The organism is Chloroflexota bacterium (assembly GCA_018648225.1).
Classification (GTDB): domain Bacteria; phylum Chloroflexota; class Anaerolineae; order Anaerolineales; family UBA11858; genus NIOZ-UU35.
The window spans coordinates 1-19,611 of record JABGRQ010000189.1; the positions used below are offsets into that span (position 1 = coordinate 1).

At 54.7% G+C, this 19,611-nt stretch carries 18 protein-coding genes; 13 read left to right on the plus strand and 5 right to left on the minus strand.

Features of this window, described 5'->3' with window-relative positions:
- A partial coding sequence (locus tag HN413_16610; GenBank protein ID MBT3392022.1) for a YifB family Mg chelatase-like AAA ATPase occupies positions 1-1,177 on the minus strand: 1,177 nt, incomplete at its 3' end.
- 143 nt (positions 1,178-1,320) lie between these two features.
- Here HN413_16610 and HN413_16615 point away from each other — a divergent pair.
- From HN413_16615 to HN413_16625, 3 genes are all read left to right on the plus strand, one after another.
- Complete coding sequence (locus HN413_16615) at positions 1,321-1,743, plus strand: hypothetical protein (protein ID MBT3392023.1); 423 nt, start codon at positions 1,321-1,323, stop codon at positions 1,741-1,743.
- A gap of 102 nt (positions 1,744-1,845) precedes the next feature.
- The gene (locus HN413_16620; protein ID MBT3392024.1) at positions 1,846-2,055 is read left to right on the plus strand and encodes a hypothetical protein; all 210 of its coding nucleotides are present in this window, start codon (positions 1,846-1,848) and stop codon (positions 2,053-2,055) included.
- A gap of 4 nt (positions 2,056-2,059) precedes the next feature.
- Positions 2,060-2,398 carry a 4a-hydroxytetrahydrobiopterin dehydratase gene (locus HN413_16625; GenBank protein MBT3392025.1) on the plus strand — a complete coding sequence of 113 codons (339 nt, stop codon included), beginning with the start codon at positions 2,060-2,062 and terminating at the stop codon, positions 2,396-2,398.
- 18 nt (positions 2,399-2,416) lie between these two features.
- On the opposite strand, the gene HN413_16630 is transcribed toward HN413_16625, so the two are convergent.
- Positions 2,417-3,550 (minus strand): class I SAM-dependent RNA methyltransferase, encoded by a 1,134-nt coding sequence (locus HN413_16630; protein ID MBT3392026.1) that lies wholly within the window; start codon positions 3,548-3,550, stop codon positions 2,417-2,419.
- An 18-nt stretch (positions 3,551-3,568) separates the two neighbouring features.
- Entirely contained in the window at positions 3,569-4,561 is a 993-nt protein-coding gene (locus HN413_16635) for a GGDEF domain-containing protein (GenBank protein MBT3392027.1), read from the minus strand.
- 158 nt (positions 4,562-4,719) lie between these two features.
- Between HN413_16635 and HN413_16640 the strand changes: the two genes are divergently transcribed.
- The 6 genes from HN413_16640 to HN413_16665 all read left to right on the plus strand — a co-directional run bounded on the left by HN413_16640 (position 4,720) and on the right by HN413_16665 (position 11,247).
- Positions 4,720-5,322, plus strand: a complete 603-nt coding sequence (locus HN413_16640; protein ID MBT3392028.1) for a TetR/AcrR family transcriptional regulator — start codon at positions 4,720-4,722, stop codon at positions 5,320-5,322.
- A gap of 44 nt (positions 5,323-5,366) precedes the next feature.
- Positions 5,367-6,500 (plus strand): ABC transporter permease, encoded by a 1,134-nt coding sequence (locus HN413_16645; protein MBT3392029.1) that lies wholly within the window; start codon positions 5,367-5,369, stop codon positions 6,498-6,500.
- A gap of 17 nt (positions 6,501-6,517) precedes the next feature.
- Positions 6,518-7,651 carry an ABC transporter permease gene (locus HN413_16650; GenBank protein ID MBT3392030.1) on the plus strand — a complete coding sequence of 378 codons (1,134 nt, stop codon included), beginning with the start codon at positions 6,518-6,520 and terminating at the stop codon, positions 7,649-7,651.
- Between the two features lie 161 nt (positions 7,652-7,812).
- Entirely contained in the window at positions 7,813-9,153 is a 1,341-nt protein-coding gene (locus HN413_16655; protein MBT3392031.1) for an HlyD family efflux transporter periplasmic adaptor subunit, read from the plus strand.
- A gap of 111 nt (positions 9,154-9,264) precedes the next feature.
- Positions 9,265-10,242, plus strand: coding sequence for an ABC transporter ATP-binding protein (locus tag HN413_16660; GenBank protein MBT3392032.1), 978 nt, complete (start codon positions 9,265-9,267; stop codon positions 10,240-10,242).
- Positions 10,243-10,305: 63 nt separating this feature from the next.
- Positions 10,306-11,247, plus strand: a complete 942-nt coding sequence (locus tag HN413_16665; protein ID MBT3392033.1) for an ABC transporter ATP-binding protein — start codon at positions 10,306-10,308, stop codon at positions 11,245-11,247.
- Between the two features lie 54 nt (positions 11,248-11,301).
- On the opposite strand, the gene HN413_16670 is transcribed toward HN413_16665, so the two are convergent.
- Positions 11,302-14,193 (minus strand): TIR domain-containing protein, encoded by a 2,892-nt coding sequence (locus HN413_16670; protein MBT3392034.1) that lies wholly within the window; start codon positions 14,191-14,193, stop codon positions 11,302-11,304.
- A 179-nt stretch (positions 14,194-14,372) separates the two neighbouring features.
- On the opposite strand from HN413_16670, the gene HN413_16675 reads away from it, so the two are divergent.
- The 4 genes from HN413_16675 (at position 14,373) to HN413_16690 (ending at position 18,225) form a co-directional block, all read left to right on the plus strand.
- Positions 14,373-15,956, plus strand: coding sequence for an NAD(P)/FAD-dependent oxidoreductase (locus tag HN413_16675; GenBank protein MBT3392035.1), 1,584 nt, complete (start codon positions 14,373-14,375; stop codon positions 15,954-15,956).
- Positions 15,957-16,037: 81 nt separating this feature from the next.
- Complete coding sequence (locus HN413_16680) at positions 16,038-16,448, plus strand: four helix bundle protein (protein MBT3392036.1); 411 nt, start codon at positions 16,038-16,040, stop codon at positions 16,446-16,448.
- A gap of 41 nt (positions 16,449-16,489) precedes the next feature.
- Positions 16,490-17,506 carry a carbohydrate kinase family protein gene (locus HN413_16685; GenBank protein ID MBT3392037.1) on the plus strand — a complete coding sequence of 339 codons (1,017 nt, stop codon included), beginning with the start codon at positions 16,490-16,492 and terminating at the stop codon, positions 17,504-17,506.
- Positions 17,507-17,784: 278 nt separating this feature from the next.
- On the plus strand, positions 17,785-18,225 hold the full coding sequence (locus tag HN413_16690; GenBank protein MBT3392038.1) for a heme-binding domain-containing protein: 441 nt from the start codon (positions 17,785-17,787) through the stop codon (positions 18,223-18,225).
- Between the two features lie 33 nt (positions 18,226-18,258).
- Here the strand turns inward: HN413_16690 and HN413_16695 are convergent, their stop codons facing one another.
- Positions 18,259-19,515, minus strand: a complete 1,257-nt coding sequence (locus HN413_16695; GenBank protein ID MBT3392039.1) for a hypothetical protein — start codon at positions 19,513-19,515, stop codon at positions 18,259-18,261.
- Between the last annotated feature and the right edge of the window lie 96 nt (positions 19,516-19,611).

A 19,611-nucleotide genomic window follows, 5' to 3' on the forward strand; every position in this document is an offset into this window, starting at 1 on the left:
GCGGCACCTCGATGTGGATGTCAATGCGGTCGAGCATCGGCCCGGAGATGCGCTTTTGGTAACGGGTGATGACCTGGTTCGAGCAGGTACACTCTTTGATGGAATCGCCCGCGTAGCCACACGGGCATGGATTCATGGCCGCAATCAGTTGAAAATTAGCCGGGAAGGTCAGTGAGCCTTGCGCCCGTGAGATTGTGACATGCTTATCTTCGAGGGGCTGGCGCATGACTTCGAGTACGCGGCTACCAAATTCGGGAAACTCATCGAGAAAGAGTACGCCGCGGTGTGCCAGCGAAATTTCCCCCGGCGAGGGCCAGTTGCCGCCGCCCACCAACCCGGCGTGCGAGATGGTATGATGCGGTGCACGGAATGGCCGCTGTTGGATGAGCGGTACATCGGCTGGGAGTTGATCGGCGATAGAGTAGATGCGGGTGACATCCAGGGCTTCGTCGATGCTCATGTGGGGCAGGACCCCAGGCAGGGCGCGCGCCAACAAGGTTTTACCAGACCCCGGAGGCCCAACCATCAGAAGATTATGCCCCCCGGCTGCGGAAACTTCGAGGGCGCGTTTGACCTGCTCTTGCCCTTTGACTTCTTTAAAATCGGTGATGGGGATGATGTTGGCGCTCCCCTCGGAGGCAGAATCCATGTTCGGGGATAACTGCACCCCACCTGTGAAGTGGTCCCGCAGTGCCGTCAGCGAGGGAACAGGAATCACATCCATATCCGGGATCAGCGCGGCTTCTGGTGCATCCACCTCGGGAACAAATATCCGTTTAAAGCCTTCTGCGCGTGCTAAAGCGGCCATCGGTAAAACCCCGCGCACATGACGTACACTCCCATCCAGCGAGAGCTCGCCGATCATCATGGCCTTCTCAACAGCCTGCGCTGGAATTTGGCGGCTGGCGACCAGTACCCCCACCGCAATCGGTAGATCGTAAGCTGGGCCTGCCTTGCGCACTGAAGCCGGAGCCAGATTAACAGTAAGTCGCTTGCGCGGGAATTCCAGCCCTGAGTTTTTGATGGCAGCCTGGACGCGCTCGCGGCTTTCTTGCACGGCGGCATCGGGCAGGCCGACGATGGTGATATGCGGCATCCCACGGCTGGCATCCACTTCCACTTCGACGACCACGCCATCCAAACCAATTACAGCGCAAGAAAATATTCGTGCAAGCATGGCTACAGTTTAGATGTTGGGCGTCCGAATGTCAATAGCAGGTTGCAATTTCGGAACAAAATGCAATTTGATTTAATTAATCCCTCCGAGATTTTCAAAATCTCGGAGGGATGTGGTTTCATTTGTGCTAAAATACAACTACCATGCAAGCACAACAACCCCCACGCAACCCTGTTACGCAACGGACGCACCGCAAAGAAAGCCTGTGGCAAATTTGGCTGCCACTCTCCCTGGGCGTTTTGATGATCCTTGGGCTGGCGGTCTGGTCGCTGATTGTGGCCGCTGGCGGCGGCAATGTCAGTCAGCCCGCCGATGCTTCGCTGATACTTGTGCTATGTCCGTCGATCTTGATGGCTGTAATCCCCCTGGCGCTGGTGGGTGGGTTGGCCTATGGCACAGGCTATTTGGTGAAGATACTGCCTCCCAAAATGTTAATAGTGCAATACTTCTTCACCCGTATCGAAGAAGGCACGCATCGTGCAGCCGACAAACTGGCCGAACCTTCCCTGAAACTGGGTAGTTTTTCAGCCGCCTGGCGCGCTTTCCGCTCGGTTTTCAAAAAATAGCTAATTTAAATTTCCAGAAAGAAGCCAGGAAATCAGGAAAAAACTTGTGGCTGCCTGTTTTCTACATAGATATTTGATAATTGTCTAAGGGCAAAAAATGCAATGACTACTCCAAATTCAACCCCTGAATCCAATCCAAAATCCAAAATCCTGCTCATCGGCGCGCTCATCGGGGCGCTGACGGGTCTTGGAGCGGCTCATTTACTGCTCCAACGTGCCGAAGACGAAGGCCTGAATTTGAGCGCCGGTGAAGGCGTAAAACTGGGCGTTACCGTCTTTAGCTTTTTGCGCCAGATCACCCAACTGGGCTAAATTTATGCGCTCGCTGGCGGAATTGAAATGTGTTCCTTGCCGCGGCGGGGAACCGGCGCTTTCGGAACGGGAGATCAAGGAACTCCACCGTTTATTGCCAGAATGGCAAGTTGTGGAGCGGGAAGGAATCCAGCGGTTGGCGCGAGATTTCAAGTTTGGGGATTTTGCCCAGGCATTGGCCTTCACCAACCAGATTGGCGAACTTGCCGAAACAGAGGATCACCACCCGGCGCTGTTGACAGAGTGGGGGCGTGTTACTGTAACCTGGTGGACTCACGTAATTGGAGGATTGCACCGCAACGATTTCATCATGGCTGCGCGTTGCAGTCAAGCGTATTCGTAGGCCTTTCGCGTTCGCTGTTTAGGATGGCCTTTCCCCAAAATACTGATAATAAGTCACTTCGATATTGGCATTAAACAACTTGCGCACGCGGTCGGGTCGGGCGCGCTTGAAATAATCGGGGAATTTTTTGTCGCCGGTCAGTATATAGATTGACCAGCCTGTTTTCTTCTTGAAAGTCTTGTGTAATGAAATATATATCTGGTTGAGTTCCTGGAATGCCCCCATTTTGACACCATAGGGTGGATTAGAGATGAGGATGCCATTGGGCTTATCAATCCATAAATCTTTGATGTCTTTTTGCTCGAAGACAATATTTTTCCCTACTCCGGCTTTTTTGGCATTTACCTTGCTCGCCCGGATGGCTTCTTCGTCAATATCGTAGCCGAAGATTTGCAATTCGCTTTCCTGATCCATCGCTGAACGCGCCGCGTTGCGCGCCCGCACCCATGCCACATGCGGAATCCCCGGCCAGCGCTCGGATGCAAATTTACGGTTGAGGCCGGGCGCCATATTGCGGGCGATCATGGCGGCTTCAATCAAAATCGTCCCGGAGCCACACATGGGGTCTATCAGCAGGCGTTCTTTATTATAGAAACTGAGTTGCACCAGCGCGGCTGCCAAAGTCTCTTTGAGCGCAGCTTCCCCTGTGAGGGTGCGATACCCGCGTTTGTGCAGACCCACACCGGAGGTGTCAATGGTCAGCGTGGCAATGTCTTTCAACATGGAAATCTTAATCGTAAATTCCGGCCCGGTTTCGTCGAACCATTCCACCCGATAAGCCTTCTTGAGCCGCTCCACAACAGATTTTTTGGTGATGGCCTGACAGGCGCGCACGCTGCCCAGTTTCGATTTGACTGCCGTGCCAGTTACCGTAAATTGACCATCTTGCGTGATCCAGTTTTCCCAGGGCAGTGTTTTGATTTGCTCAAAAAGCTCATCAAAGGTCTCTGCCCGAAATTCGCCCATTTTTAGCAACACGCGGTCGGCGCTGCGCAGCCATAAATTGGCGCGTGGAATTTCATCGGGCGTAGCTGTGAATTCTATTTTTCCATTCGACACATTCGACACATCGAAGCCCAAAGCCTGTACTTCGCGCTTAACAATTGCTTCAAGCCCGAACGATGTGGTTGCAATCAGGGTAATCTTATCCATAGCTTTTATTGTAACGCACTATGCGCTTCCTGCGGGGGTTCCAACCACCTGGCCGCGCCCATTCTTCTTGGCCTGGTAAACGCGCTGATCGGCAGTTTCTATCAGCGCCTCGAGTTGGTCGGCGTCGTTTGGGAAATAGGCAATTCCCGCGCTGAAAGAAAGCTTCAGCGGCGGATCGTGTAAAACTGGCTCCGAACGGAAGTGGTTTAAAATGCGCTGTATCAGAATGATCGCATTAACGCTATTCATGCCCGGTAAAATCAGGATGAACTCATCTCCCCCATAGCGAAAGAGCAAATCGTTGACGCGAATGCTGTATAACACCCGCTGGACAAATGCCACCAAAAACTCATCGCCGCGGATATGCCCAAAGCGGTCGTTAACTTCCTTGAACCAATCCAGGTCTATGAATACCAGGGCCAGCGAGTGCTCATAGAGGCGGGCGCGCTCGATTTCTTCACCCAAACGGGCATCAAAAGTTTGGCGGGTTAGCGCGCCGGTCAGCGGATCGTGCAGGCCGGTATCGATGGTATTCTGCTCCGGCGCCTGGATTTCGCGCAAGCGTGAACTGAGCAAACGCATAAGTTCAATCGAAAATTCGGGCAAGCGCGGTAATAACGCCTGAAATGCTTCCTGGCTAAGCGATTTGAGCCGCGCGGGATGAATGGCGACCGCGGTCGCCATACGCGGCAACTCTTCGAGCAAGGCCATCTCCCCGATGATTTCACCCGCATAGCGGAAAGCCAGCAGCCGCGGATTAGCGAGATCGCCCTGAAGAATAGCCAATACGCCCGATTCAACCCAGTACATGGCGTGACCAATATCGTTTTCCTTTAACAGAATTTCACCGGGCTTTAGATCAGGCCCCGCTTCTGCGTTGATGCTCAATGAGTTAAAAGCAACCCCAATCGGCGATAAATCGCTGGGGATGGGATTATTCTTTTGGATGCGTTCGTAGACGCTCTGTAATTTTTGGAGCACACTCTCGGAGATGAAATCTGCTGCTGGCATAAAGAACTCCTGGAAACTGATTTTTTTCTGTGCACTAATTATGGCTTACGTTTATCCACAAATCGGGGAGTCATAGGGACTACGTTGGGACTTGACAAGCTTCCAAAGAATTGCTATTATAAAAACGAACGTTCGTTCATTTTATACCAGGATGATGTATGACTCAAGATATTACCAAAGGTGAGCTTACCCGCGAGAGCATTATTCAGGCGGCACATACTTTGTTTGTGCGCCAGGGCTATCATGGTACATCCATGCGCCAGATTGCCGAAGAAGCCGGGATTGCTGTCGGCGGGATTTACAATCATTTCTCCGGCAAAGAAGATATTTTCGAGGCCGTTTTTTTGGCCTACCATCCATACCACGATGTACTGCCCGCCATCGAACAGGCCCAGGGCCAAACCGTCGAAGAATTTGTGCGCAGTGCCGCCGAACAAATGTTGGCCGCGCTCAAGAGCCGACCGCACTTCCTCAACCTGATGTTCATCGAAATCGTCGAGTTTAAAAATATCCACACACAGGAGCTTTTCGCCGAGCTATTGCCGTATGAAATCACTGTTCTCGCCAAAGTTCTACCGCCCGAGAGCAACTTGCGTCCTATTCCCATTCCGATGATCATCCGCACTTTTGTGGGTTTGTTCATTTCCTATCATCTTACGGATGTCATCATGGGATCGTCTGCCCCGCCTGAATTCCGTGAAAATGATGTCGAATATTTTGTCGATATTTATTTGCACGGCATTATAGCAGATGGTGGGTAGTCAAACTGTATAACTTGCCAACCTGTAACTTTTAACCCATGACTATGTTCAACACGCGTTTGGCCTCCCTCATGCGCAAGGAATTTATCCAGATTTGGCGCGATCCTCGCACTCTGGTGATTGCCTTGCTGATTCCGGTGATGCAGCTCTTTATGCTGGGGTATGCTGCCACCAACGATGTGCGCAATCTGCCGATGGCCGTCTTCGATCAGGACCGCGGCCCGGAAGCGCGTGCCCTGTTGGATGCCTACCGTGCCTCGGATTATTTTTTGATTGCCTTCGATGTGGCTTCCGAAGCCGACATCCGCCAGTTGATTGACGATGGCGAGGCGCGCGTCGGTTTGATTATCCCCCCGGATTATGGGAAGAAGCTCAACGCGGAGGATGAAACCGAAGTCATTTTCGTCTTCGATGGTTCGGACGCCACTTCCACCCAAACCGCTCTCGCCGCAGCCCAGCAAATTGGCAATCAGCATAGCACTGCTATTCAGCTAGAGCGCCTCGAAAAAGCGGGCATGGCCGATGCCATCGAAACGCCGGTCGAAATCCGCACGCAGGTCTGGTACAACCCCGATCTGGAAGATGCCTTCTTCTTCGTGCCGGGTCTGATCGGCCAGATTTTGTATATGATTACCGCCATTCTGACGGCCTCGGCGGTGGTACGCGAGCGTGAACGCGGCACCATCGAGCAGCTCATTGTCACACCCATCCGTCCCTGGGAACTGGTCATCGGCAAAATTTCGCCCTATGTGCTGATCGCCCTGCTCAATACCCTGGCGACGCTCTTTGTTGGTTCGTGGTGGTTCGGTGTACCGGTGCGCAGCGGTTTGGGCCTGCTGCTGGCGCTTTCCGGGTTGTTTTTGCTCACCAGCCTGGGCATCGGGCTGCTGGCCTCCACCATCGCCAACACCCAGCAAGAGGCTATGATTACGGTTTTCGCCACCATGCTTCCGGCGATCATGCTTTCGGGCTATCTCTTCCCGGTCGAGGCGATGCCCACCTGGCTGCAATGGATTTCGGCAGCCATCCCGCTAACCTATTATCTGCGCATTATCCGCGCCCTGCTGGTCAAAGGCGTTGGCATTGCCTCATTGCAAACCGAAATTCTGGCGCTGATCGGCTTCGGCATTATCCTGATGGGCGGCGCCTCTCTACGCTTCCGCAAACGGCTCGACTAACCTGAAACGGTGTACTTATGTTCAACTCCCGCCTGAGTTCCATTATCCGCAAGGAATTTATCCAAATCTGGCGCGACCCACGCACGTTGATGCTGGCGCTGCTGATCCCAATTATGCAGTTGTTTCTGCTCGGATACGCCGCCACCAACGATGTGCGCAACCTGCCGATGGCCGTTTTCGATCAGGATCGCGGCCCGGCGGCGCGCGCCCTGTTGGATGCCTACCGCGCCGCGGATTATTTTGCGATTGCCTTTGACGTGGATTCCGAGGCGGAGATTCGGGACTTAATCGAGGCGGGTGAGGCGCGCCTGGGGATGATCATCCCCCCGAACTACAGCACCCTCATTCAGGGCAGCGGCCAGGCCGAAATCTTCTTCATTTTCGACGGCTCTGATCCCGCGGCGGCATCCACCGCTCTGGCGGCCGCGCAGCAAATTGGCTGGCAATTTGGCACCAAAATTCAACAGGAACGTCTCAGTCAGGCGGGTATCCCCATCTCGACGGCACTCCCCCTTGAGGTGCGCACGCAGGTCTGGTACAACCCCGATCTGATCGATGCCTATTTCATGGTCCCCGCCATCATCGGCATGATTCTCTTCGCGATCACATCCATCCTGACGGCAACCACAATTGTGCGCGAGCGCGAGCGCGGCACGATGGAGCAGCTCATCGTCACGCCGATTCGCCCCTGGGAACTGGTCGTCGGCAAGCTGCTGCCCTATGTGATTTTGGCGATGACCAATACCGTCGAAGTGTTGGTGATTGGTTCGTGGTGGTTTCATGTGCCGATCCGCGGCAGCCTGACGTTGATTTTGCTGCTCTCCGGCCTGTTTCTCATCACCAGCCTGAGCATCGGCCTGCTGGCCTCGACGATTGCCAACACTCAGCAAGAAGCCATGCTGACGGTGTGGATGCTGCTCTTGCCGACGCTCTTCCTCTCCGGCTTCTTCTTCCCGCTGGAGGCCATGCCGCTGGTGCTGCGCTGGATTTCGTATGTACTGCCCCTGCGCTATTATTTGGTGATTATTCGCTCGCTGATGCTCAAAGGCGCCAGCGTGCTTGCGCTGAAAAATGAAATTATCGCCCTGACCATTTTTGGTATCGTCCTCATGTCCGCGGCGGCGGTGCGCTTCCGCAAACGATTGGACTAAAAATTCACCACAAAGGCACAGAGTACACAAAGTAAGTCAGAAAACACAAAGGGTTTGTCTCGAACTCTCATAAAAAAAATCTCTGTGATCTTTGTGTCTCCGTGGTGATATTTATAACCTAAACTTGCAACTTTTAACCTTCAACCCCTATGGAGGAACTTATGAAAAACAAAATCAGCCGTTTCATGCCCATAATTGTTATTTTGGCAATCATTGCCGCCACAGTGTATTACTTTGCCTATGTCGCCAGGGAAGGCACAACCGGCCTGACCGCCTCAGGCACGGTGGAGGCTGTGGAAGTGGTCATCGCCCCGGAGATTGGCGGGCGCATCGTCGAAATTCTGGCCGATGAAGGCGATCAGGTGACTGTTGGCGATGTTCTGGTGCGCTTCAATGATGACATGCTCTCGGCGCAGCTTGCTCAAACCGAAGCGGCCTTCAAACAGGCGCAAGCCAACTATAATCTCATTGCCGCAGGGTATTCGCCGGAGAAACGCCTGGCTGCCACCGCTGCCGCCGAGATGGAAGTTGTCAATGCGCAGCAAGCACTGGATGCGCTCTACGATAATCTGGATGCGGCCCGCGCCGATGCGCTGCAAAATATCGCCAATGCCCGTGATGCGGTACGTGATGCGCAACGGAAATATGATAATTACCAAAAATCATCGCCAATCACCGATGTTGAGCAGGCGGAGGCTAATTTGGCTTTGGCCAGAGATAAACTGGACAAGGCGATTGACGATTATGAACCCTACGCCGATAAGCCGGAAACCGATCTGACGCGCGCCAACTATTTAAGCCGGAAAGCCCAGGCACAAGAAGAGTATGACGATGCTGTGCGCCTGCTCAATAATCTGACCGGGACCGCGGATGAGATCAATGTGGAACAGGCCGCCGCCGATTTGCAAGCCGCGCAGGCCGCGCTGGCGAATGCCGAACGCTATTATGAAGAAATGGCCGACGGCCCTCACCCCGATGTGTTGGCACAGGCCGAGGCGCGTTTGTCTAACGCTCAGGCGCAACTAGCTTTGGCAGAATCCGGCGCCAGCATCGAGGAGTTGGCCGTTGCTCAGGCCGCCGTGGAGAGCGCCCAGGCTGTGGTAAATGTTACCCTGGCCCAGTTGGAAAAATTCACCATCAGCGCCCCAGCCGATGGCAAGGTACTCTACCGCGCCGTGGAGCCGGGCGAGGTCGTTCAGCCGGGCGTACCCTTGCTCACTCTGGCGCGCCTTGAAAATTTGAGCATTACCGTTTATGTGCCCGAAGACCGCTATGGCGAAGTTTCACTGGGCGATGAGGTCGCCGTGACAGTCGATTCTTTCCCCGATATAACCTTCAGTGCCACCGTCACGCGCATCGCCGATCAGGCCGAGTTCACCCCCCGCAATGTGCAAACTGCCGAGGGCCGACGCAGCACGGTTTTTGCGGTGGAGCTTTCGGTCAGCGACCCGGATGGCAAGCTCAAACCCGGTATGCCAGCGGATGTTTCTTTTAGTGAATAGGTAATCGGGGTTTACGTTGAAGGTTACAGGTTGAATGTTGAAGGTTTTTGTCATTCGCCAACCTGCAGCCTTCAATATTCAACTTTCAACCCAACTATGAACAATATACTCATTCACGCACAAAATATCACCAAGCGCTTCGGCGAGACGGTGGCGGTAAACGATCTCAGCCTGCAAGTGCGCGCCGGGGAGATTTACGGACTGGTTGGCCCGGATGGGGCAGGCAAGACGACCACCATGCGCCTGTTGTGTGGCGCCATGCGCCCGGAGTGCGGTGCAATCTCAGTCGGTGGTCATTCGATGTTGGAAGACCCCGACCGCGCCCGCGAGCAGATCGGCTATCTCTCGCAGAAATTCTCGCTGTATGAGGAATTGACCGTGCTGGAGAATATCCGCTTTTTTGCGGAGGTGCGCGGCATCCCGCGCGGCGAGTGGCACGCCCGGGCGATGGAAATTCTCGAATTTGTGGGTCTGGCCGAATTCATCGACCGCCGCGCCGGGCAACTTTCAGGCGGGATGAAGCAGAAGTTGGGACTGGCCTCGGCGCTGATACACCGCCCGCGCGTGCTGCTGCTCGACGAACCGACCGGCGGCGTAGACCCGGTGACACGGCAGGATTTTTGGCAGTTGATTATTAAGTTGGTGGCGCCCTCACCCCCTTCCCATCTCCCAGTGGGAGAGGGGAGTCCGGAGCGCAGCGCAGGCCAGGGTGAGGGGGGTGTCTCGGTATTGGTGAGTACACCCTATATGGATGAAGCAGTGCGCTGCACGTATGTTGGCTTTATGAAAGATGGGCGTCTGGTAGTGGAAGATAAACCCAAAGTTTTGCGCGAGCGTCTGGCGGGGCGGATTCTGGAAGTGCGCGGGGCGCCGCTCATGCGCCTGCGGCGCGCGGCTGAGGGGCTGGATGGCATCGAGAGTGTGCAAACTTTCGGCGACAGGCTCCACCTGCGGGTACAGGCCGGAACATCCGGCGCGGTGATGGCGAATCTCACCGGGGCGGCGCATCAGGCCGGGGCCGAGATTTCATCCATAAAAGAAGTCCATCCCGGCCTTGAGGATGTCTTCATCGCTTTACTGGAAGAATAACCACAGAGATTTTTCTTTTTTCTCAGTGTACTCTGTGGCTCCGTGGTAGATTTTGAGATGCTTATGGAAACCGTAATTCAGACTCAAGACTTGACCAAAAAGTTCGGCGATTTCACCGCCGTGGATGGCGTAACTTTTGAAGTGCGCGCCGGGGAGGTGCTGGGCTATTTGGGGCCAAACGGCTCCGGCAAGACCACCACCATCCGCATGTTGTTGGGGCTGCTGCGCCCCAGCGCGGGGAGCGCGACGGTGCTGGGTTACGATATTTTGACGCAGCCAGAACCGATCCGCTCGCGGGTGGGCTATATGTCGCAGAAGTTCGCCCTGTACGATGAGTTGACCGTGCGGGAGAATCTGGAATTCTACGCCGGGGTGTATGGCGTGCGGGAGCGCGGGCATATCGAGAATACGCAGGCGCGCCTGGGGTTGAGCGAAATGACCCGCGAGCGCGTGTCCGATTTGCCGGTGGGCTGGCGGCAGCGCTTGGCGTTGGCAACCGCGATTGTGCATGGGCCGCGCCTGCTCTTTCTGGATGAACCCACCTCGGGCGTAGACCCGACCGCCCGGCGCGATTTCTGGGATTTGATTTATGAGTTTGTCGAGGAGGGGGTGACGGCTTTTGTGACCACGCATTATATGGACGAAGCCGAATATTGCGGGCGCGTGGGGATTATGAGCGCCGGGAAGTTACTGGCGATGGATTCGCCCTCCGGCCTGAAACGCGATCATTTGCCGGGTTTGGCGTGGGATGTGATCAGCGTCGGGACGTTAGAGCGTCAGGATGGTTTGACGTCGGATGCGTCGTCCCTCCCCGAATTGATCCTGCGCCTGGAAAACTGCCCCGGGGTTTTACGCGCCGGTTTGGCCGGGGATCATTTACGCGCTATCACCACCGATAACGTCACCGCCGATGATTTGCGCAAAGCCCTAAATGCGGGGGCACTTCAAATTCAGCCCGCCGAAGCGACGTTGGAGGACGTATTTTTAGCGTTGGCGCTGGGTTGAAAGTTGAAAGTTGAAAGTTTAAGGTTTGAACCTTCAACCTTAAACCTGTAACCTTCAACCCAGATTTTTTAACAGTTCTTCCGCTTCATCATACGCTACTTTATACGTATAATCCGGCGGCCCATCGCAATAGGCCAAAGCGCGCGCCTGCTCGGCGTGATAACGTGCTGCTTCCGGGTCGCTGACCGCTTTCCCACTTTCAACCTGCAACCTGTAACCTTCTACGGCGAGCGAAGCGAGCAATAAATGCACATCCGCTCCCTGGAGCTTGTAGCCGCTGCGCTCGGTGATGATTAACGCTTCCCCCGCCAGACGCAGGCTCTCTGCATAGTTGCCCTGATCGAAACGCAGGCGCGCCAGATCGAGCAGAATATCGGCTTCCATTTCCACCAAATTGATCGCCCGGCAGCGGGTCAGACTCTCGCTGAGATGGCGCTCGGCCTGTGCGAGAACTTGCACTGAGCTTGTCGAAGTGTCATTATTGGCGCGGTAAGATGCCCCCAGCAGCCAGTGGGCGTGTATGAAGTCGCGTTCGACAGGATAATCAGTACGTGCATCTTCATCGGCGAGTTCAAGGGCGCGGCGGGCGAAGTTAATGGTGCCCCCCACTGTCTCCTGCGAAGACATCTCCCCCCGATTTCGGGGGGAGTGGGCGTAGGCCGAGGGGGGTCTTTCACGCAGCATCAGCAAGGCGCGCAGGGCGCGGTAGGCGGCGGCTATCCCTTGCCCTTGCACATTATTTTGCTTTTCAAACATCGCCATCGCCGTGTCCAATTCCTGCCCGGCCTGATCCCAACGGCCGCAATAGGCCAGCGTGCGGCCCAACTCCTGGTGGCCGACGGCTTCACGGAATTCATCTTCGATTGCGCGGCACAGATCAATGCGCCGCCGCAGGTTGGTCTCCGCCTCCCGCAGCGCACCGATGGGGAGTTGTGCCATTTGAGCCAGGTTCCCCAGGCCGATGGCGAGATTTTTCTTGTGACCTGCTTTTTCGTAAATATCGTTGTGCATCTCAAGCAGCGGGACGGCGCGGCGCGGCTGGCCGCTCAGGCTGTAGACTAAGGCCAAGTCATTCAGCGCACTAGCCTGTTCGGCTTCAGACTTTAATCGCGGCAATTTGTCTTCGCCATCTGGGAATAATGCCCGCAGAAGCTCAACTTGTAGCTGATATGCGCCAAACTGAAAATATGTTGGTTTGTCTAACCGATCTCTAAAAAGCGTCCGTGCATCATCATAACGCCCAGCGCGGATGGTGTGGTGATAAAGCTCGATGACCGGGTTCAGGTCTTCCAGCTTTTCGATCTTGGGCGGGGCTTCGACGGCCACAAAATAGATCACCAGTTGCCCGTGGGTGGCGGCGCGCGCTTCCGTCCCCAGGTGGGCGTAGGCGTAGCGCCGCACGATGGGGTGGAGATCAAAAAACGTTGAAGGTTGAAGGTTAAAAGTTGAATGATCCGTGGCGGTTGTGCCCGAGCGGTGGATCAGGCCGCGGGCCAGCAGGTGCTGCAGGGCGCGCTTGGTTTCGTTTGCGTCACCGCTTCCATCGGCTAGCGCCGCAATCGCAGCGTATTCCACCGCGCCGCGGAAGCAGGCCAACCGGCTGAGCAGCAGGCGTTCATTTTCAGGCAATGAGTCGTAGGCGGTTGCCAGCACGTGCGTTTTGCGCTGGATCAGGTCGCCGCTGATGTCCAGCCCTTGCGCAATGGTGATGTCACCGGGGCGCAGCAGGTCATTGGCGATCATCCCGGCCAGCAGGCGCAGGCTGAGGGGATGGTATCCGTAGGGGGCGCAGATGCGCTCGATTTCGGCGCGTGAACCGCGAATGCCCTGCGCCCGGAAGAAAGCCACCGCGTCGGCGGGCTGCATCTGGGTGAGTTCATCTTCGTCGCAGCCCTGCAAGCGTTCGCCGTAGCGCGTCTCCAGAATGCGCGGGCGCAGGCGCGTGGTCAGCAGGACTTTGCTCTGCAGTCCCGGCCAGGCCGACAGGCCCATCAAAAAAGCTTCGGCGTGGGGGGAGATGCAGTCGCGGCCGCTTTGATATTTCCCCTCACCCTGGCCCGCTCCCATAGGGAGAGGGGAATCATCGTCTTGATACGCCGCGCTCATACTGCCATAGGCTCGCAAAGCGCGCTCGAAACCATCCAGAATCAGCAAGGTTCCGGGCTGGCGCAGGAGTTGCAGCAGGGCGTCCACTTGCTGGCTGACGGATAGACGTCCGACGTCTACACGCAGATATTCGAGCGTTTCGCCTAGAAAAGTCGTGAAGTCGCGCTCGTCGTAGAAGCCCCACCAGACCAGACGCGGCCAGCAGCGGGCGTCGAGATCGTGCGTGATCCAGTGCCACGCCAGCGCCGATTTGCCGAAGCCGCCCAGGGCGCGCAGCATCCGCAGTGGATGCGCGCGGTCGTTGTCCAGCCATTGGGTCAGCGCGGCGCGCTCGTCCACGCGGCCGGTGAAGTTGGGCGGCATGCCGTAGGGATGTTTCAGAAACCATGTCGGCGACGTCGGGGCATCCGGCGTTGGCGCTTCGGGGGGTTTGCCGAGGGCGGTCAGGAGTTGAGTCCAGGCGATCTCGGCGCGGTCGGGGCGGGTGAAATCCACGTAGGTCAGGGTCTTAATCCGCTTGGGCAGCTCGCATTTTTCCAGCATCAACGGGATCATTTTTTGACGTCTGCCAAGCGGGTCATCGGTTTGCACTAATACCGATTCAAACCCTGTCCAATCGCTGCCTGTCCAGTTGGGCGTCAGCACCAATAGCGTATAACGGCTCTGGTCTACGGCGTCTTCCATATTGATGATGCTCGGCTTGCCAGCGTCAAAGTCGCGATAATCAATACACACCTTCAGCCCGGCGGCTTCCAGGCGCGGCAGCAGCGTCTTGACCACCCAATCTTCATCGGCGTGGCTGTAGGAGATAAAAACATCGTAGCGAAATTCTTCGGTCATAATACCCCTCGCGCAGGTAATGGTCAGCTTGGATAGTATTATAACGGTTAAAAGTTAAAGGCTGAAAGTTGAAGGTTAGTCGTTTTGAATATTCAACCTTTAACCTTCAATTTTCAACCCTCAACCTTGTAGTAGAATAGCCTTCAACCTGTAACATTCAACTTTCAACAGGAGTTCTCATGGATTATGACGTCATCATCATCGGCTCTGGCGCGGGCGGGCTTGCGGCGGCGGTTCCGCTGGCACAGGCGGGCAAAAAAGTATTGGTCTGCGAGCAGCACGATGTCCCCGGCGGCTGGACGCACTCCTTCACGCTCAACGGCTACCGCTTCAGCCCCGGCGTGCATTATATCGGCGGCCTGGAATCGGGCGGATCGCTGCGCCGCACCTACGAGGGGCTGGGCGTCTCGGCAGATCTGGAATTTTGCGAACTCAACCCCGATGGATACGATCACGTTTTTATTGGCGACGAGCGTTTCGATTTTCCCAAAGGGCGCGAGAATTTGATCAATCGGCTCAAGGCGCGTTTTCCGCACGAAGCCGCGGGAATTGACGGCTATTTCGACACGCTGATCGGCCTGATGGAGAATCTCGGTCAAATGGGGCGCGTCAAAAGGCCGGGGGATGTTCTCGGCGCGGCGGCGGGGGTGGGTTCCGTCATCAAGTGGGCGCGCCGCTCCGGGGGTGATTTGATTGACGCATTTATTTCTGATCCGGTTTTGAAGGGGATTTTGGCGGCGCAGGCGGGCGATCATGGTATGCCGCCCTCGCAGGTTTCGGTGTTTATCCATGCGGGGATCACGCATCATTACCTCGAGGGGGGCTACTATCCCAAGGGGGGCGCCTTTGTCATCCCGCGCGCCTTCGTCCGGGCGTTGGGGCGCGCCGGGGGGCAGATTCAACTGCAAACGTCGGTGCGGCGCATCCTGCTCGAAAACGGGGTAGCCACCGGGGTAGAACTCAGCGACGGGACGCAAATTTCCGCAAAATACGTCATCAGCAACGCCGACCCCGAAGTGACGCTCGGCAAAATGGTGGGGCGCGAGCATCTCAGCAAACGGCTGCGGCGCAAGCTCGACCGCGTGGACTATTCGACCTCGGCCCTGAGCCTGTTCTTCGCCACCGATATGGATCTGGCCGCCGCCGGGCTGGATTCGGGCAATTACTGGTTTTACGATCACGCCGATGTGGACGCGCTCTACAAGCTCGGCCTGAGCGACCACGCCCTGCGCGCTGACACGCCCCCGGCGACGTTTATGACCGTGACTACGCTCAAAGACCCCTCCAAAATGCACACCAGCGGCCCCACAGCGGGGCATCACACTTGTGAGGCGTTTACCTTTGTGGGCTATGATGCTTTTGAAAAATGGGCGGGCAGCCAATACGGGGCGCGTCCCGGCGATTATCAGGCCATGAAGGAAGAGCTTTCATGGAAGATGTTCCAGGCGCTGGAGCGGCGCGTGCCGGGCATCAGCAAGCACATCAAGTTTTGGGATTTAGGCACCCCGTTGACGAATGTGCATTATCTCAACGCCACGCGCGGCAATTTATACGGCATCAGCAAGAGCATCACGCAGGTTGGGCCGGGCGCGTTCCCCATCCAGACGGAAATTGACGGCCTGCTGATGGTCGGCGCCAGTACGCTCAGCCACGGCGTTTCGGGTGCGACGGCTACGGGCATTGCCGCGGCGCGGAAGATACTTGGTTGTAGCACGGCGGAGTTGCTCACGCAGAAAGGGCCGGAATTAAAAATACTCAGTTAAAAGTTACAGGTTGAAGGTTGAAAATTTGTGTACAAAGAAAACCTTTAACATTCAACCTTCAACTTTCAACACAGAGGGAACATGTCGGCAATAATGCGATTTGAAGAAATCAAAGCCTGGCAAACTGCGCGCGAGCTGACCAATATGGTTTACAATTTCACCAGGCAATCGCAATTCTCACGCGATTTTGGTCTCAAAGACCAGATTCAACGTGCATCTATTTCTGTAATGAGCAATATCGCCGAAGGTTTCGAAAGCCCTACTCAGGCTTTGTTTATCAAGTATCTTGGACATGCCAAAGCCTCCGCTGGCGAAGTGCGGGCACAACTTTATATTGCGCTGGATCAAAAATACATCACACAAGAAGAATTTGATTCTGCCTACGCACTGGCCGAACAAACATCTCGGCAACTCTACGGTTTCATCCGGTATCTCGAAGCCCAACCGAACGTCCGCCGTGTCCGCGAAGATCACACTGAATACAACATCTAACCTTAAACTTTAAACCTTCAACCCGCAACCCGCAACCGCTAATGTCTCAAACCCCCCGCTTCATCCTCGCCGGAACCCTCACCCGCGATTACTATATCACTCACGAAGACGAACCCGTGCTCGATGTGCTGGGCGGCGACGTGCCTTATGCCGCCGCGGGGCTAAAACTCTGGGAGCCGACACCGCCGCCCGGATTATTGGCGCGCGTCGGCGAAGATTTCCCTCAAGCCTGGCTCGACGATCTCACTGCGTGCGGTTTTGATACGCGTGGTGTACACATTCTGCCCGAAAACGTGGATGTGCGCAATTTTTATATCTATAAAGACAAGATCACGCGCATCACCGGCGACCCCATCCCGCACTTTGCGCGCCTGGGAATTCCCTTCCCGAAAGCGCTGCTGGGGTACAAAGATACCAGCCACGGGCTGGATAGCCGCACCGATCTCAACGCGACTTCCCTGCGTCAGAACGACATCCCGAATTCATATTTGGATGCATCCGGGGTGCATATTTGTCCACTCGATTTCATGACTCATAGCCTGCTGCCCACAGTTTTGCGACAGGCAGGTATTACCACCATTACTATTGATCCGGCTCCGGGGTATATGAATCCCACGTTTTATAACGATGTTCCCACCCTGATGCCCGGCCTGACGGCCTTTATCCCCGCCGAAGATGATTTGCGGGCGCTCTTCGAGGGGCATACCAAAGACCTGTGGGAAATGGCCGAAGCCCTCGCCGCGTATGGCTGCGAGAATATCGTCATCAAACGCGGCGAGCGCGGCCAGTGGCTCTATAGCGCTGCAACCAAAGAACGCTGGGAGATCCCCGCCTATCCCGCCCGCATCGAAAATCCTACCGGTGTTGGCGATGCATTCTGTGGCGGCTTTCTGGCTGGATACCGCCGCACTTACGAACCCCTCGACGCGGTGCTGCACGGTAATATCTCGGCAGCGATTGTCTCTGAAGGAGCTGGAATCTTCTTCGCCCTCGACGTGCTCCCTGGTCTGGTCGAAGCGCGCCTCGCCTCCCTGCGCCAATCGGTGCGCAAACTTTAATACTTGCGTCAAAATCGGTCACAAAAAACCTCGATGGTGCATGATTTGTAAGTGACGGTGAAAATTAGTTGTCACCCTGAGACGAAGTCGAAGGGTCTAGCAAAGCGTCAGCCAGGGACTTTTACCATCAACACTGCGATGGATAGTTCTATCGTTAATCGCCATTTAACCTGCCTGAGTAATCCCTTAACCCACCTAAAAAAGCACTCGGCGATATAATTCCAATACATATAACCTTACGCAACGCGTATTGATAAATTAGAAAACAGGAGTAATGTATGAAACTCATCAAGAAAATAGCCGTTGGTTTGGTCGCTGGGATTGTCGTTTTAGGCATATTAATTCAATTTGTGCCCTACGGCCGCGATCACGCCAACCCGCCAGTGATTGCCGAACCCAATTGGAATAGCCCCGAAACCAAAGCCCTCTTTGAGCGGGCCTGCGCCGATTGCCACAGCAACGAAACCGTGTGGCCCTGGTACAGCAATATCGCCCCGGTTTCCTGGCTTGTGCAGCGCGATGTTGAAAAAGGCCGCCAGAAATTGAATGTCTCCGAGTGGGGACAGGGAGATTCTGAGGCCCATGAAGCCGCCGAGACCGTTCAAAAAGGCGAAATGCCGATGCCCATTTTTCTCATCACGCATCCTGAGGCGCGCCTTTCGGATGTTGAGCGGCAAACCCTGGTCGATGGTTTGACGGCTACATTTGGCCGCGAATAGTAAAATTCCTAGTTCTACCGGAATTTGTGGTTGTCATTTAGAGCCTGCAATGGATGTAGAAATCAGTAGATTGTGAAGCCAATTATCGTGATAAACAAAGCCATTGAGTTTGTGAGCAGGGGACTTGAATTTTTTGCGGATATTGGCTCTGGGACAATAAAGCCAGAAACTATGAAAGAGTGCCCAGGCTCTGGTTGCTTTCTCAGCGGAGAGTAAATGTCCATGAAAATGCTTGGTATGAAAAAGCCACCTGTCCATAGGGAGCATATGGCGGTCAATCATAGTGCTGGTTCTATGAGCGTTTGGATACTCAAAAGCCAAAACAAAGCGGTCTGCTTTGGCACAAAGTTTCAAGACAGATTGCAAAGCCGAGCCCGTATCTTGCAGTTTTTCTGCTGCCCATTTCTGAAGAGCATCAATCTCAGAGAGGAAAGACGCGGCATCAATGGCTCTGTAGACATCCCAAACTCGTTGAGCAATTTCGGGATAAATATCCTTGAAGCGTTTCTTGCAGCAATTCCTTATTTTGAGAAAGGCGTGCAAAAAGCATTCAATCATCACAATGAGCGGAAAAAGATTGAGCCAAGCCTTTTTCGTCGCTGACCAGCCATCTGTGTTGACCGTTTTCGGTTTGTATTCTGGGTTTAGATGCAAAGCTTCTTCCTGAAAATGACCGTAAGCCTCTGTTAGTCCGTCTTCGTCGGAACTCAGAGAAATAGAAGCGCCAAGCACGCAATCTTGTGCAACAGTTGTGGCAATGTAGGCTTTTTCTCCGTTGATATAAATATGTTTTTCATCTGCAAGTAAATCTTCAGGTAGTTTCTCCAGGTCTTTCACCGTTGTTTGGACAATGTTGTAACGCCCAAAATGACAAAACATCCGAAACCAAAACATGTCATTTTTCCCGAATACATACGTCAGACCCCAATAAGGCACACCAAACCGCAACAGAAACAATGCTTTTTCGACATCGTCCGTGTAGCTGGTCATGTAGGGCATCACCCCGCTTGGCGCTATGGTATAAACTGCTTGGCTTTCTTTGATCGCTATTCTTCTCAATGCGATTTCAGGCATTTTTGTTGAAGATCGCATGTCGTGAAGAACATATCCATTCACGATCTCTGCTGGGAACAACTCAGCAAAGCATGTCGTATTTTTATCAACCCATTCTCGGAATAGCTTGGGTTCCTTCACTAGCTTTTGGTACTGTTCCATATCAGCAGGCAATACTATTCGCTTTGAAGGCTTGCTTACTTTCTCTTTGCTTTTGGTATACTTTCGTTGAGGCATATTGACTGGAGGCTTGGTCGTTTTTAGTCAATTTTGCCTCATTTCTCGACGTTCGCTCAAAAATAAGCATAAAACACAAAATCTGGTATCCTCACC

Bases quoted from the DNA above. Each gene is read 5' to 3' on its own strand.
- HN413_16615 (MBT3392023.1), top strand. From the start codon at position 1,321: ATGCAAGCACAACAACCCCCACGCAACCCTGTTACGCAACGGACGCAC.
- HN413_16620 (MBT3392024.1), top strand. From the start codon at position 1,846: ATGACTACTCCAAATTCAACCCCTGAATCCAATCCAAAATCCAAAATC.
- HN413_16625 (MBT3392025.1), top strand. From the start codon at position 2,060: ATGCGCTCGCTGGCGGAATTGAAATGTGTTCCTTGCCGCGGCGGGGAA.
- HN413_16630 (MBT3392026.1), bottom strand. From the start codon at position 3,550: ATGGATAAGATTACCCTGATTGCAACCACATCGTTCGGGCTTGAAGCA.
- HN413_16635 (MBT3392027.1), bottom strand. From the start codon at position 4,561: ATGCCAGCAGCAGATTTCATCTCCGAGAGTGTGCTCCAAAAATTACAG.
- HN413_16640 (MBT3392028.1), top strand. From the start codon at position 4,720: ATGACTCAAGATATTACCAAAGGTGAGCTTACCCGCGAGAGCATTATT.
- HN413_16645 (MBT3392029.1), top strand. From the start codon at position 5,367: ATGTTCAACACGCGTTTGGCCTCCCTCATGCGCAAGGAATTTATCCAG.
- HN413_16650 (MBT3392030.1), top strand. From the start codon at position 6,518: ATGTTCAACTCCCGCCTGAGTTCCATTATCCGCAAGGAATTTATCCAA.
- HN413_16655 (MBT3392031.1), top strand. From the start codon at position 7,813: ATGAAAAACAAAATCAGCCGTTTCATGCCCATAATTGTTATTTTGGCA.
- HN413_16665 (MBT3392033.1), top strand. From the start codon at position 10,306: ATGGAAACCGTAATTCAGACTCAAGACTTGACCAAAAAGTTCGGCGAT.
- HN413_16670 (MBT3392034.1), bottom strand. From the start codon at position 14,193: ATGACCGAAGAATTTCGCTACGATGTTTTTATCTCCTACAGCCACGCC.
- HN413_16675 (MBT3392035.1), top strand. From the start codon at position 14,373: ATGGATTATGACGTCATCATCATCGGCTCTGGCGCGGGCGGGCTTGCG.
- HN413_16680 (MBT3392036.1), top strand. From the start codon at position 16,038: ATGTCGGCAATAATGCGATTTGAAGAAATCAAAGCCTGGCAAACTGCG.
- HN413_16685 (MBT3392037.1), top strand. From the start codon at position 16,490: ATGTCTCAAACCCCCCGCTTCATCCTCGCCGGAACCCTCACCCGCGAT.
- HN413_16690 (MBT3392038.1), top strand. From the start codon at position 17,785: ATGAAACTCATCAAGAAAATAGCCGTTGGTTTGGTCGCTGGGATTGTC.
- HN413_16695 (MBT3392039.1), bottom strand. From the start codon at position 19,515: ATGCCTCAACGAAAGTATACCAAAAGCAAAGAGAAAGTAAGCAAGCCT.